The sequence below is a fragment of the Burkholderia sp. S-53 genome, from assembly GCF_025560745.1.
Lineage (GTDB): Bacteria > Pseudomonadota > Gammaproteobacteria > Burkholderiales > Burkholderiaceae > Burkholderia > Burkholderia pyrrocinia.
The window spans coordinates 1004367-1018411 of record NZ_CP090483.1 but is presented as its reverse complement, the minus strand read 5'-3'; the positions used below and the strand labels follow the sequence as shown (position 1 = coordinate 1018411).

Here is a 14045-nt window from a genome sequence, read left to right as displayed (position 1 = left end):
CGACGATCCGGTGCCGCCGCGCGCGCGTCGCGGACCAACGAGGATTCGAACAACCGTGCATGCGGCCGCCCTCGGGCCGGCCGACTGGAGGGAGACAATGGCAATGACCGACGAATCGGCTTCGGGCTGGTCGGATGGCAAGCGTTACCTGTGGCTGCTCGGCGCACTGACGATCACGCTGCCGATTCTCTCCGCCCAGCTTGCGCTGTCGACCGGCCTTCACGTGTTCTGGTGGTTCGGTCCGCTGTTCGCGTTCGGCGTGATCCCGATCCTCGACACGCTGATCGGCGACGATCGCGACAATCCGCCCGAAGCCGTCGTGCCGCACCTCGAACGGGAGCGTTATTACCGGTTCATCGTCTATCTCGCGACGCTCGTCGAATACGTCGCGTTCTTCGTGTGCGTGTGGATCGTCGGCACGCACACGCTCGCGTGGTACGACTACGTCGGCTTCGCGTTGTCGCTCGGCGCCGCGACGGGCATCTCGATCAATACCGCGCACGAGCTCGGGCACAAGACGAACCGCTTCGAACGCTGGCTCGCGAAGATCACGCTCGCGCCGGTCGCATACGGCCACTTCTATGTCGAGCACAACCGCGGCCACCACGTGCGCGTCGCGACGGCCGAGGATCCGGCGAGCGCGCGCTACGGCGAGTCGTTCTGGGCGTTCCTGCCGCGCACCGTGACCGGCAGCATCCGCTCGGCATGGCGGCTCGAACAAGCTCGCCTCGAGCGGCTCGGGCATTCGCCGTGGACCTGGCGCAACGAGGTGCTGCACGCATGGGCGATGACCGTCGTCGTGTGGGGCATCGCGATCGCGATGGCCGGCAAGGTCGTGATCCCGTTCCTCGTGATCCAGGCCGTCTACGGCGCATCGCTGCTCGAAGTCGTGAACTACGTCGAGCACTACGGGCTCGGCCGCCGCAGGCTGCCGAGCGGCCGCTACGAGCGCTGCACGCCGCAGCATTCGTGGAACAGCAATCACGTCGTCACCAACCTGTTCCTGTACCAGTTGCAGCGGCACGCCGACCATCACGCGAATCCGACGCGCTCGTACCAGGCGCTGCGCCACTTCGACGATGCGCCGCAACTGCCGGCCGGCTACGCGACGATGATCCTGTTCGCGTACGTGCCGCCGCTCTGGTATCGCGTGATGAATCCGCGCGTCGTTGCGCACTATGGCGGCGACATGGCGCAATCGAACATCAAGCCGTCGATTCGCGACAGGGTGCTTGCGCAGTATCCGGCCGCGGCGTGATTGCGGATGACCGAACGGCGGGAGTCGGTGCGCACTCGCCACGTCGCGCGCCGCTGAAAGCCGCCGCCGCGCCGGCATCCGGTTCCTTCGGAACCCGGTGCGACGACCGCGCCGTCATGCCATTTCCGGCAGCCTGAACACGGCCACCGCGTGCCGCAGCGCGCTCGCCTGCTCGGCCAGCGCCTGCGTCGCGGCCGTGGCCTGCTCGACGAGCGCCGCGTTGCGCTGCGTCGCTTCGTCCATCTGCGTGACCGCGACGTTCACCTGCTGGATGCCGCCGCTCTGCTCCTGCGACGCCGACGAGATCTCGCCGACGATCGTCGTGACGCGCTGCACCGCGCCGACGATCTCGTGAATCGATTCGCCCGCGCGACCGATCAGCACGGCGCCCTCGTCGACCCGCTGCGTCGATTGCTCGATGAGCCCCTTGATCTCCTTCGCAGCCGACGCGCTGCGCTGCGCGAGCGTGCGCACCTCGGCCGCGACGACCGCGAAGCCGCGCCCCTGCTCGCCCGCACGGGCCGCCTCGACGGCCGCGTTCAGCGCGAGGATGTTGGTCTGGAACGCGATGCCGTCGATCACCGCGATGATTTCGCCGACCTTTGCCGCGCTGTCGGCAATGCCGTTCATCGTGTGGACGGCGTCCGTCATCACGCCGCCGCCGGCTGACGCGATATTCGATGCGTCGCGCGCAAGCTGTGCCGCGTGCTGCGCGTGCTCGGCCGACTGGCGCACGATGCCCGTCAGCTCGGTCATGCTGGCCGCCGTCTCCTCGAGCGACGCGGCCTGCGATTCGGTGCGCGACGACAGATCGTGATTGCCCGACGCGATCTGCGCGCTCGCCGTCGCGACGGCTTCGGCATGCGTCCGCACTTCGAGCACGACGCCCGACAGGCTCGTCTGCATCGTCTGCAACGCACGCAGCAGATCGGAGATCTCGTCGCGGCCGGTTGCATCGACGTTGCGCGTCAGGTCGCCGCCGGCGACGGCCTGCGCACACGCCACCGCACGGTCGAGCGGACGCAGGATCGCGCGGCTGAACAGGAACGCACCGACCATCGCGACGCCGAGCACGACCAGCATCAGCGCGAGGCTCGCGGTGGTCGCGCGCTGCGCGTCGCGGCTCGCCTGCGCCGACACGGCGGCACTCTCGTCGGCAATCGACTTCGCGGCCCGCTCCAGCAGCGCCGCGGGTTCGCGGTCGACGCCCGCGACGGCGGCATCGCCGGCCGACGGCTCGAAGCCGGCCGCCTTGAACGCGTCGAAGCCGCGCCGGTAGCCGTCGCCCATCGCGGTGTGCGCACGCATGAACTGTTCGACGAGCGAGCGGCTCTCGCCGGGCGGCAACTGACGGACGAGCTGAGCGGCAAGCGAATCGACCGTACGCTCGCGCGTCTGGAACGCCTGCCAGTACCGGTCGAGCTTGTCGGGCTGCTTGCCGCGCAGCAGCGTGTCCTTCCATTCCTGCACCTGCAGCTTGAACTGCACGAGCGTGGCCGACACGAGCCGTTCGTCGCCGACGTTCGTCTGCACGTCTTCGGCGAAGGTGTCGATCGACCGGTTGAGGATGTGGATGCCGTACAGCGCGCCGCAGAACATCAGCAGCAGCGCGACGGCGAACGCGAGGGGAATCTTGTAGCTCAGCTTCATGGGACCTTGGGTCGACGGGGGACGACGCGGCTCGGCACGTGCGCCGGCCGCCGCACCGTGTTAACGGCTCGGGACGAGAAGGCTTAAAACTGAGGAAAGCGACGAAGACGGGTGGCGCAGCAGGCCGTAGCGGGACACGGTCGACGCCGCGTACGGATCGGCGATGCCGAAATGAACGACTGCGCTTTGCGACGGAAACGGTGTCGAGACGAAGACCACGACAAGCAGTGCGAAGCGAACAGCGTGATGAATTCGGCGAGGTCGTCATGCCGCCACGTGATCGCGAGGACGAACGGTACGGCGACCGATGCATCGCGCCGGAGACCCAAAACGAAAAACCCCTTGATCCTTCCGGATCAAGGGGTTCCGTATTCTGGCGGAGAGGGTGGGATTCGAACCCACGGTACGGGGAAACCGTACGCCTGATTTCGAGTCAGGTACATTCGACCACTCTGCCACCTCTCCGTTTTACTGCATTTCCCGGTTGGTCATGTCCGGGAAAGAAAAGATTATAAAACGATCTTTTCTGAGCTGACAAGCCTTTTGCGCAAATTTTTTTGCAAGGGCTTCGGCAGCCGATTTCACTACGCCTGTGCAGGCGCGTCGATCCGCTCCATGCCGCCCATGTACGGACGCAGCACTTCCGGCACCGTGACCGAGCCGTCCGCGTTCTGGTAGTTCTCCAGCACCGCGACGAGCGTACGGCCGACCGCGAGACCCGACCCGTTCAGCGTATGCACGAGCTCGGGCTTGCCCTGCGCGTTGCGGAAACGCGCCTGCATCCGGCGCGCCTGGAACGCCTCGGTGTTCGAGCAGCTCGAGATCTCGCGATAGGTGTTCTGCGCGGGCAGCCACACCTCGAGGTCGAACGTCTTCGCGGCCGAGAAGCCCATGTCGCCCGTGCACAGCGTGATCACGCGGTACGGCAGGCCGAGCTTCTGCAGGATCGCCTCCGCATGGCCGACCATCTCGTCGAGCGCCGCGTACGACGTTTCCGGCGCGACGACCTGCACCATCTCGACCTTGTCGAACTGGTGCTGGCGGATCATCCCGCGCGTGTCGCGGCCGTACGAACCGGCTTCCGAGCGGAAGCACGGCGAATGCGCGGTCAGCTTGATCGGCAGCGCGGACGCATCGACGATCGACTCGCGCACGGTGTTCGTCAGCGAGATCTCCGACGTGGAGATCAGGTATTGCGTGACCGTGTTCTCCGCGCCGCCCTTCTCGACCCGGAACATGTCGTCCGCGAACTTCGGCAACTGGCCCGTGCCGTAGAGGATTTCCGGGTTCACGATGTACGGCGTGTACGTCTCGGTGTAGCCGTGCTGCTGCGTGTGCGTGTCGATCATGAACTGCGCGAGTGCGCGGTGCAGGCGCGCGATCGGGCCGCGCAGCATCGTGAAGCGCGCGCCGGCGAGCTTCGCGCCCGTCTCGAAATCGAGGCCGAGCGGCGTGCCGACATCGACGTGATCCTTCGCCTCGAAGTCGAACTGGCGCGGCGTGCCCCAGCGGCGCGCCTCGACATTGTCGGCTTCGTCGTTGCCGACCGGCACGCTTTCGTGCGCGACGTTCGGCATGCCCAGCATCAGGTCGGACAGGCGCGCCTGGATGTCGCCGAGCTTGGCTTCTCCCGCCTTCATCTCGTCGCCGATCCCGCCGACCTCGGCCATCACGGCCGACGTGTCCTCGCCCTTCCCCTTCATCGCGCCGATCTGCTTCGACAGGCTGTTGCGGCGCGCCTGGAGCTCTTCGGTGCGGGTCTGGATCGCGCGGCGTTCCGCTTCGAGCGCGGAGAACGCGGCGATGTCGAGGGTGTAGCCGCGATCGGCGAGGCGCTTCGCGACGCCGTCGAGGTCTTTGCGCAGCAACTGGATGTCGAGCATGGGAGGACTTGGAAAATCGTTGTGTAAGACGGGAATTCTAACGCACCGCGCGGCCGCCACGGCGTCGGCCTGATGGACGATGCCCGAAAACGGCCGGTCGTGGCAGTATCGACATGCCGGCTCGCCCAGGCGGCCGGAGCGTCACATTGTGCCAAACCATTGCGGACGGCGAAACGCCTGCAACGGCAGCACGCAACGCGACACTCGACGCCCTCGCCTCCGCATCACCGCCCTTCAAGGAACCCGATGGCCATCGAACTGGACAAGGAAGTACGCGACCGCGCGATCGCGTCGCTGCAACGTTATTTCACAGAAAACATGGACGAGCCGATCGGCAACATCCAGGCCGGCGCGCTGCTGCACTTCTTCGTCGAGGAGATCGCGCCCGCGATCTACAACCTCGCGATCGCCGACGCACAGGAACGCCTGCAAGCACGGGTCGCCGAGCTCGACATCGACTGCCACGAGGAGCCGTTCGAGTACTGGAAGAAACAGCAGCCGGGCCGCAAGCGCTGACGCATTCGGAACGGGGCACCAGCCGATCCGCGCGTTGCGTGTCAGTCCTTCTTGCCGGCCTCGCGGTCGAGCTCGCGCAGCCACGCGAGCTTGTCGGCGATCTTCGATTCGAGCCCGCGCGGCACCGGCTTGTACCAGTGCGGCTCGCGCACCCCGTCCGGCAGGTACGTCTCGCCGGCCGCATACGCATTCGGTTCGTCGTGCGCATAACGGTACGCGTGGCCGTAGCCGAGTTCCTTCATCAGCTTGGTCGGTGCGTTGCGCAGATGCACCGGCACCTCGCGCGACTTGTCCTGCTTCACGAACGCCATCGCCTGGTTGAACGCGTTGTAGCCCGCGTTGCTCTTCGCCGCGCATGCGAGATAGATCACCGCCTGCCCGAGCGCGAGTTCGCCCTCCGGCGAGCCGAGCCGCTCGTAGGTTTCGGCCGCGTCGTTCGCCATCTGCAGCGCGCGCGGATCGGCAAGGCCGATGTCTTCCCACGCCATCCGCACGATGCGCCGCGCGAGATACTTCGGATCCGCGCCGCCGTCGATCATCCGGCAGAACCAGTACAGCGCGCCGTCGGGGCTCGACCCGCGCACCGACTTGTGCAGCGCCGAGATCTGGTCGTAGAAGTTGTCGCCGCCCTTGTCGAAGCGCCGCGCATTCAGCGTCATCGCGCTGCTGACGAATGCGGCGTCGATCGTCGCGACGCCGGCCGACGATGCGGCCGTCTGCGCCTGCTCGAGCAGGTTCAGGAAGCGCCGCGCATCGCCGTCCGCATAACCGACCAGCGTATCGATCGCCTTGTCGTCGAACGCGAGGCCGTCGAGCGCGATTTCCTGCGCGCGCTTCAGCAACTGGCGCATCTCGTCGTCGTCCAGCGACTTCAGCACGTACACCTGCGCACGCGACAGCAACGCCGAGTTGACTTCGAAGCTCGGGTTCTCGGTCGTCGCGCCGATGAAGGTCACGAGCCCCGACTCGACGAACGGCAGCAGTGCATCCTGCTGCCCCTTGTTGAAGCGGTGGATCTCGTCGACGAACAGGATCGTGTGGCGGCCGGTGCGGTTCAGCGTGTCCTTCGCCTGCTCCATCGACTCGCGGATGTCCTTCACGCCGCCGAGCACCGCGGACAGCGCAATGAATTCGCAGTCGAACGCGAGCGCGGTGAGCCGCGCGAGCGTGGTCTTGCCGACGCCGGGCGGCCCCCACAGGATCATCGAATGCGGCTTGCCCGATTCGAACGCGAGCCGCAGCGGCTTGCCTTCGCCCAGCAGATGCGTCTGGCCGATCACCTCGGCGAGCGTCTTCGGCCGCAGCGCCTCGGCGAGCGGCCGGCGCGGCTCGACTTGAAACAGGTCGGACATGAACCCTCGCTCCACATCAAACGATGGCGGCCGGACCGGCCGCCGGACCCGACATTATGACAGCCGCGCGACGGCGCCGCCGTGCCCGGTGCCCGGCGCCCGGAAACAACACGGGCCTGCCGTCGCCGGCAGGCCCGTTGCGAAACACGCGGCGCGCGGCGCCGGTCAGCCGGTGATCACGTCCGCGCCCTTCGGCACGACGAACTTGAACGTATCGCCCTTCAGCGGCGGATTCGTCTGGATGTTCGTGAACGTCAGCAGCGTGACGTTGCCGAACACGTCATGCAGCTCCATCGCGGCGAGCGTGCCGTTCCTGAAGCCGATGCCGATCCGCTGGAACTGCGTGTCCTGCGCCTTCGGCAGCATCTCGAGCCATTCGATGCCGCCCTTCTCGCCGGCATCGCGCAGCGTGTAGTTCTTGTCGAGATCGTTGCTGCCGAACAGGATCGCGGCGGGGCTCGCGCCCAGCGCGCCGTTCAGCTTGCGCTCGGTGACCTGGTTCAAATCGCGGTCGTACACGTAGAGCTTGTCGCCGTCGGCCTGCAGCACCTGCTGGTACGGCTTCTGGTACGTCCAGATGAACTTGCCCGGCCGCGCGAACACGAAGGTGCCGCTCGAATTGTCGGTGGGCTTCGGCGCGGCCTGCACGGCGCTCGCGCCCTTGGCCGGCGCCTTGACGATCTGCTGCGTGAAGTCGCCCTTCGCCGAGCGCACCTGCGACACGAAGGCCTTCAGCTGTTCGGTGCCGCCCGCGAACGCGTGCGTCGCCGCGAGCATCAGCGATGCGCCGGCGAACGCCGCGCCGAGCCAGCGCCGCGTCGAACGAAGGGAAGAAACGAACGAAAGTTGCTGCATGATGCGGTTTTCTCCGTGGGTGGCCGGCGCTGCGGGCGCCGCGGACTCATTCCGCGTCGCGCGCCGGCACAAGAATTTCGCGGTTGCCGCTCGACGACATCGCCGACACGAGCCCCGACTGTTCCATCTGTTCGAGCAGCCGCGCCGCGCGGTTATAGCCGATCCGCAGATGACGCTGCACGAGCGAGATCGACGCGCGGCGGTTCTTGATGACGATCTCGACCGCCTGGTCGTACAGCGGATCAGACTCGCTGCCGCCTTCGCCGGTTCCCGCGCCGGCCGAGCCCTCGTCGCCGTCGGCCGTGCCGCCTTCGAGCAGGCCCTCGACGTAGTTCGGCTCGCCCTGCTCCTTGAGCTTCTCGACGACGCGATGCACTTCGTCGTCGCCGACGAACGCGCCGTGCACGCGAACGGGCAGCCCGCTGCCGGGCGGCAGGTACAGCATGTCGCCCATCCCGAGCAGCGATTCGGCGCCCATCTGGTCGAGAATCGTGCGCGAGTCGATCTTCGACGACACCTGGAACGCGATCCGCGTCGGCACGTTCGCCTTGATCAGGCCCGTGATCACGTCGACGGACGGACGCTGCGTCGCGAGGATCAGGTGGATGCCGGCCGCACGCGCCTTCTGCGCGATCCGCGCGATCAGCTCCTCGACCTTCTTGCCGACGACCATCATCAGGTCGGCAAGCTCGTCGATCACGACGACGATGTTCGGCAGGCGGCCGAGCGGCTCGGGATCTTCCGGCGTCAGGCTGAACGGATTCGGGAGCTTTTCCTCGCGCTTCGCCGCATCGTCGATCTTGTTGTTGTAGCCCGCGAGGTTGCGCACGCCGAGCTTGCTCATCAGCTTGTAGCGGCGCTCCATCTCCGCGACCGTCCAGTTCAGCGCGTGGCCCGCCTGGCGCATGTCGGTGACGACCGGGCACAGCAGGTGCGGAATGCCTTCGTAGACGCTCATTTCGAGCATCTTCGGATCGATCAGGATCAGGCGCACCTGGTCGGCGGTCGCCTTGTACAGCAGCGACAGGATCATCGCGTTGATCCCGACCGACTTGCCCGAACCGGTCGTGCCGGCGACGAGCAGGTGCGGCATCTTCGCGAGGTCCGCGCACACGGGCTTGCCGCCGATGTCCTTGCCGAGGCTCAGCGTCAGCGCCGACGAGGCGGCCGCATACACTTCGGAACCGATGATCTCGGACAGGTGCACCGTCTGGCGGCGCTGGTTCGGCAGTTCGAGCGCCATGTAGTTCTTGCCGGGGATCGTCTCGACGACGCGGATCGACACGAGCGACAGCGAGCGCGCGAGGTCCTTCGCGAGGTTGACGATCTGGCTGCCCTTCACGCCGGTGGCCGGCTCGATCTCGTAGCGTGTGACGACCGGGCCCGGATACGCGGCGACGACGCTCGCCTCGACGCCGAAATCCTTCAGCTTCTTCTCGATCAGGCGCGACGTGAATTCGAGCGTATCGGCCGAAATCGCTTCCTGCGTCTTCGGCGCGGGATCGAGCAGCGACACCGGCGGCAGCGTCGAATCGCCCGGCAGGTCGGTGAACAGCGGCACCTGGCGCTCGCGTTCGACGCGCTCGGACTTCGCCGGCGTGACGACCGGCGGCACGATCGTCACGGGCTCGTGATCCTCGATGCGCACGCGCTCCTCTTCGACCTTGCCTTCGCGGCGCACGGCCGCGGCCTCGCCGAGCTTGCGGTCGCGCTCGGCCTCGCGGCGCAGCTTCGCGACGTTGACGGCGGACAGGATCGCGCCGCCGACGCGCTCGGCGACCGACAGCCACGAGAAACGGAAATACAGCGACAGGCCGATCGAGAGCGCGATCAGCAGCAGCAGCGTGCCGCCCGTGAAGCCGAACGCGTGCGACATCGCGCCGGCAACGGCCTCGCCGACGACGCCGCCCGGCGCGCGCGGCAACTGCACCTTCAGCGACCACATGCGCAGCGCCTCGATGCCGTCGCATGCCAGCACGACGAGCACGAACGAGAAGATCTCGGTGAGCCAGCCGATCGGCCGCTCGGGTTCGTCGGGAATCGCCTCGTGGCGCGTGATGCGGCGGTAGTTGACGGCGATGCGCCGCCCGAGCGGCACGATCAGCCAGTAGGCCGACAGGCCGAACAGCAGCAGGATGATGTCGGCCGTCCACGCGCCGACGCGGCCGGCCCAGTTGGAGATGTGGTCCACCTGCGCGGCGTGCGTCCAGCTCGGATCGCGCCGGCTGTAGCTCAGCAGGGCCATCACCAGAAATGCGCAGAGCGCGACCTGGAGAATCCAGCGGATCTCCGTGAGGAGCTTCGACATCCGGTGCGGCAACGCCTGTGCCTGGGCGGAATAAGGAGCTTTTGCCATGAATCCGTATAAAGAGGACGGGCCGTGCGCCCGCCTGTCGTTCGATCCCGCTTATTGTAAACGCTGCACTGGGCCGCCAAGTGTAAATGACGGTTACATAACAGGGACGGGGTCCCGAACCGGGCGCCTCACGCGACCGCAAGCCGGACGGACGGCCGTGCCCTTGCCCGGCCCTGCGACAACGCACCGCCGCATGCCGGCCGCGCGCCCGGCCCGCCGTGCCGGCGCGGGACGCGCGCCGCGAAACGCTATCGGCACGATTGAAACTCTCGTTCGGCAACGCAGCAACGGGGCCTTTATAATGCGCGACTGATACCCATCTATGACGGCATCCCGGTCAACCCGGACCGTACGGCGAGCCCTACCCCGCCCGCCGTGGCCGCTTTTAACGGATTCGCACATGTCCACGCCCAAACACGCCAAAGTCCTGATTCTCGGTTCCGGCCCCGCCGGCTACACGGCTGCCGTCTACGCGGCACGCGCCAACCTGTCCCCGGTGCTGGTCACCGGCATCGCGCAGGGCGGCCAGCTGATGACCACGACCGATGTCGAAAACTGGCCGGCAGACGCGCAAGGCGTGCAGGGTCCGGAGCTGATGGCGCGCTTCCTCGAGCACGCCGAGCGCTTCAACACCGAAATCGTCTTCGACCACATCCACACCGCGAAACTGCACGAGCAGCCGATCCGCCTGATCGGCGACTCGGGCGAATACACGTGCGACTCGCTGATCATCGCGACCGGCGCGTCCGCGCAATATCTCGGCCTGCCGTCCGAAGAAGCGTTCATGGGCAAGGGCGTGTCGGCCTGCGCAACCTGCGACGGCTTCTTCTACCGCGGCCAGGAAGTCGCGGTGATCGGCGGCGGCAACACGGCCGTCGAGGAAGCGCTCTACCTGACAGGCATCGCGAAGAAGGTCACGGTGATCCACCGCCGCGACAAGTTCCGCGCGGAGCCGATCCTGATCGACCGCCTGCTGGAGAAGGAAAAGGAAGGCGCCGTCGTGATCAAGTGGGATCACGTGCTCGACGAAGTGACGGGTGCGGATTCGGGCGTCACGGGCCTGCGCATCAAGAACGTGAAGAGCGGCGCAACGGAAGACCTCAACGTGCAGGGCGTGTTCGTCGCGATCGGCCACAAGCCGAACACCGACCTGTTCCAGGGCCAGCTCGAGATGAAGGACGGCTATATCCTGACGAAGAGCGGCCTGCACGGCAACGCGACGTCGACGAGCGTCGCGGGCGTGTTCGCCGCGGGCGACGTGCAGGACAACGTGTACCGCCAGGCGATCACGAGCGCGGGCACGGGCTGCATGGCCGCGCTCGACGCGCAGCGCTACCTCGAAAGCCTGCACGACAAGAAGTAAGCCGCGAGCCTTGCCGCGCCGGGCGCTACAATGGCGTCCGCTGCCGCGAAGCGGGCTCGACCGGAAAGCCGCTGCCGCCGCGCAGCGGCTTTTTTTTGCCCGCGCGCCCGAACGCGCCTGCCCTGCTACCGAATCATGGCGAAGAACCAGCCCCATCCGAGCGATCCCGCGAAGCGGCAGATCGCCGCCCGTCCCTCGAACCCCGCGCCGGCCGCGCCGCCGCCCGCGCCCGATCCGGCCGCATTGCGCGGCCAGGGCCTCGCCGGCCTCGGCGCGCTGCGCGCGAACCTGAAGGGCGAAGCCGAGCGCCGCGAACGCACGCGCATCGAAACCGCGAAGGCCGAGCGCAAGGCCGAAGCCGACGCGAACCTGTTCCGCAACGAGATCGGCGCGATCCAGCCGCTGAACGCGCCGCCGCGCGCGAAGTCCGGCCGCACGCCGCCCGACCCGGTGCCGAAACAGACGCAGCGCGACGAGGAAGACGTGCTGAACGCGACGTTGTCCGACGAATTCGATCCCGAGACGCTGCTCGACACCGACGACTCGCTGTATTACCACCGCCCCGGCATCAGCCGCGACGTCGTGCGCAAGCTGAGGAGCGGCGCGTGGATCGTGCAGGCGCAGCTCGACCTGCACGGGATGCGCCGCGACGAGGCGCGCGACGCGCTTGCCGAATTCATCCGCGAAGCCGGCAAGAAGGGGCTGCGCTGCCTGCGCGTGATCCACGGCAAGGGGCTCGGCTCGATCGGCAAGGAACCCGTGCTGAAGGGCAAGGTGCGCGCGTGGCTCGTGCAGAAGGAAGAAGTGATCGCGTTCTGCGAGGCGCGCGGCATCGACGGCGGCGCGGGCGCGGTGCTCGTGCTGCTGCAGCCGCTCGCGGCGCCGGCCGACCGGGGGCCGCGTGCCGCATCCTAGGCTGACGCTCGCGATCGCCGTACTGGAGGCGATCGCCACGCTGGCGTTTGCGATTTCGGGTTTCATCGAGGCGCGCAAGAACCGCCTCGACTCGGTCGGTACGTTCGTCGTCGCACTTGCCACCGCGTTCGGCGGCGGCACGCTGCGCGACATCCTGCTGGAGCGCCGGCCGTTCTACTGGGTCGTGCACGACGACTACGTGATCGCGATCTTCGTGCTCGCGCTGTTCGCGCCGTTCGTTTTGCGGATGCTGTCGCGGCTGTCGGCCGAGCGGCTGCTGCTGGTCGCCGACGCGATCGGGCTCGGCATCTTCAGCATCTCGGGCACGGCGATCGCGCTCGATGCCGAAATGCCGCGCTTCATCGCGGTGATGATGGGCGTGATCACGGGCGTGGTGGGCGGAATCGTCCGCGACGTGCTGTGCAACGACATCCCGCTGATCCTGCGCGATTCGCGGCCGTACGCGACCTGTGCGTTCGTCGGCTGCTGGTTCTACCTGCTGCTCGTGTGGCTGCAGTTCGACTCGGTGTACAGCGTGCTGCTCGCGACCGGCTTCATCCTCGCCGCGCGCCTTGCGACGTTCAAGTTCGACGTGCGGCTGCCGCACTGACTGCCGCCGCGGCGCCGACTTCAGCGCCAAAACAAAAGGGGCCGTTCATCGAAACGGCCCCTTCTCCTTCATTCAGCGCGAACGCCGCATCACGCGATCCGCTCTTCCGACGCCGGATCGAACAGCACGGCCTTCGACACGTCGAACAGCAGCGACTGCGTCTGCCCCGGCTGCGGATTCGCGGCCGGATGCACGCGGCTCACGATGCGCTTGCCGTTCACCTGCGCGAACACGTGCGTATCCGGCCCGGTCGGCTCGGTCACGTCGACGCGCACGTCGATCGGCTGCAGGCTCGACGCCTCGCCGTTGTGCGCGTTGCGTGCGTCGGTGATGCGCTCCGGACGCAGGCCGAGGATCACCTCGCGGCCGACGTGGCCGTTCATCCGCTTCGCGTCGAACGGCAGCTTCAGCGCGCTGCGCGCGAGGCCGGTGTCGATCTCGAGCGCGATCCCGCTGCCCTGCTCGACCAGCTTGCCGTTGATGAAGTTCATCGGCGGCGCGCCGATGAAGCCCGCGACGAACAGGTTCGACGGCGAATCGTAGATTTCCTGCGGCGCGCCGAACTGCTGGACCACGCCGTCCTTCATCACCGCGATCCGGTCGCCGAGCGTCATCGCCTCGATCTGGTCGTGCGTCACGTAGACGATCGTCGTGCCGAGGCGCTGGTGCAGCAGCTTGATTTCCGCACGCATCTCGATGCGCAGCTTCGCGTCGAGGTTCGACAACGGCTCGTCGAACAGGAACAGCGACGGATCGCGCGCGAGCGCGCGGCCCATCGCGACGCGCTGGCGCTGGCCGCCCGACAGCTGGCCCGGCTTGCGGTCGAGCAGGTGCTGGATCTGCAGCATCTGCGACACGCGGTCGACGATCTGCTGCTGCTCGCTTTTCGGCACCTTGCGGATGTTCAGGCCGAACGAGATGTTCTCGCGCACCGTCATCGACGGATACAGCGCGTACGACTGGAACACCATCGCGATGTCGCGATCCTTCGGCGACAGGTCGTTGACGACCTTGCCGTCGATGCAGATCTCGCCGCTCGTCACGGTCTCGAGCCCCGCGATCATGTTGAGCAGCGTCGATTTCCCGCAACCCGAACCGCCGACCAGGATCAGGAACTGTCCGTCCTCGATCTCGATGTCGACACCCTTCAAGACCGGCACCCCGTTCGGGTAGGTCTTGTACACGTCACGGATGGAAAGGCTTGCCATGCTGTGAATCCTCAGTCTCGTCTCGCGCGGCGCTGCGGCGCCGCGTCGGGTTCGTTTCGATGCGCCGCGCGACGTGCGC

The 14045-nt window shown here is 67.2% G+C and carries 10 protein-coding genes, 1 tRNA gene and 1 pseudogene; 5 read left to right on the top strand and 7 right to left on the bottom strand.

From position 1 onward, the window contains the following. The first annotated feature begins 97 nt into the window (after window positions 1-97). Window positions 98-1258 carry an alkane 1-monooxygenase gene (locus LXM88_RS09755; RefSeq protein ID WP_262541667.1) on the top strand — a complete coding sequence of 387 codons (1161 nt, stop codon included), beginning with the start codon at window positions 98-100 and terminating at the stop codon, window positions 1256-1258. A gap of 114 nt (window positions 1259-1372) precedes the next feature. On the opposite strand, the gene LXM88_RS09750 is transcribed toward LXM88_RS09755, so the two are convergent. The 3 genes from LXM88_RS09750 to serS form a co-directional block, all read right to left on the bottom strand. After that, window positions 1373-2908, bottom strand: a complete 1536-nt coding sequence (locus LXM88_RS09750) for a methyl-accepting chemotaxis protein (RefSeq protein WP_262541666.1) — start codon at window positions 2906-2908, stop codon at window positions 1373-1375. Window positions 2909-3282: 374 nt separating this feature from the next. Then, window positions 3283-3373: transfer RNA gene (locus LXM88_RS09745), tRNA-Ser, on the bottom strand. Window positions 3374-3492: 119 nt separating this feature from the next. Further along, on the bottom strand, window positions 3493-4791 hold the full coding sequence (serS, locus tag LXM88_RS09740; RefSeq protein WP_262541665.1) for a serine--tRNA ligase: 1299 nt from the start codon (window positions 4789-4791) through the stop codon (window positions 3493-3495). A 246-nt stretch (window positions 4792-5037) separates the two neighbouring features. Here serS and LXM88_RS09735 point away from each other — a divergent pair, with 246 nt between their 5' ends. Further along, window positions 5038-5307 (top strand): DUF2164 domain-containing protein, encoded by a 270-nt coding sequence (locus LXM88_RS09735; protein ID WP_072436110.1) that lies wholly within the window; start codon window positions 5038-5040, stop codon window positions 5305-5307. 41 nt (window positions 5308-5348) lie between these two features. Here the strand turns inward: LXM88_RS09735 and LXM88_RS09730 are convergent, their stop codons facing one another. The 3 genes and pseudogenes from LXM88_RS09730 to LXM88_RS09720 all read right to left on the bottom strand — a co-directional run bounded on the left by LXM88_RS09730 (window position 5349) and on the right by LXM88_RS09720 (window position 9870). Beyond that, window positions 5349-6659 carry a replication-associated recombination protein A gene (locus LXM88_RS09730; RefSeq protein ID WP_262541664.1) on the bottom strand — a complete coding sequence of 437 codons (1311 nt, stop codon included), beginning with the start codon at window positions 6657-6659 and terminating at the stop codon, window positions 5349-5351. Between the two features lie 165 nt (window positions 6660-6824). Further along, window positions 6825-7472: pseudogene (gene lolA, locus LXM88_RS09725) on the bottom strand (outer membrane lipoprotein chaperone LolA); the annotation flags it as partial. 88 nt (window positions 7473-7560) lie between these two features. Further along, window positions 7561-9870, bottom strand: coding sequence for a DNA translocase FtsK (locus tag LXM88_RS09720; protein ID WP_262541661.1), 2310 nt, complete (start codon window positions 9868-9870; stop codon window positions 7561-7563). A gap of 400 nt (window positions 9871-10270) precedes the next feature. On the opposite strand from LXM88_RS09720, the gene trxB reads away from it, so the two are divergent. The 3 genes from trxB to LXM88_RS09705 all read left to right on the top strand — a co-directional run bounded on the left by trxB (window position 10271) and on the right by LXM88_RS09705 (window position 12758). Beyond that, window positions 10271-11233 carry a thioredoxin-disulfide reductase gene (trxB, locus tag LXM88_RS09715; RefSeq protein ID WP_262541660.1) on the top strand — a complete coding sequence of 321 codons (963 nt, stop codon included), beginning with the start codon at window positions 10271-10273 and terminating at the stop codon, window positions 11231-11233. A 135-nt stretch (window positions 11234-11368) separates the two neighbouring features. Further along, a complete protein-coding gene (locus LXM88_RS09710; protein ID WP_262541659.1) occupies window positions 11369-12148 on the top strand; it encodes a Smr/MutS family protein in 780 nt (259 codons plus the stop codon). Continuing rightward, window positions 12135-12758, top strand: coding sequence for a trimeric intracellular cation channel family protein (locus LXM88_RS09705; RefSeq protein ID WP_047900052.1), 624 nt, complete (start codon window positions 12135-12137; stop codon window positions 12756-12758). Before LXM88_RS09710 ends, LXM88_RS09705 begins: the two co-directional genes overlap by 14 nt. Window positions 12759-12847: 89 nt before the next feature. On the opposite strand, the gene LXM88_RS09700 is transcribed toward LXM88_RS09705, so the two are convergent. Next, the gene (locus LXM88_RS09700) at window positions 12848-13966 is read right to left on the bottom strand and encodes an ABC transporter ATP-binding protein (RefSeq protein ID WP_047900051.1); all 1119 of its coding nucleotides are present in this window, start codon (window positions 13964-13966) and stop codon (window positions 12848-12850) included. Window positions 13967-14045 lie beyond the last annotated feature (79 nt).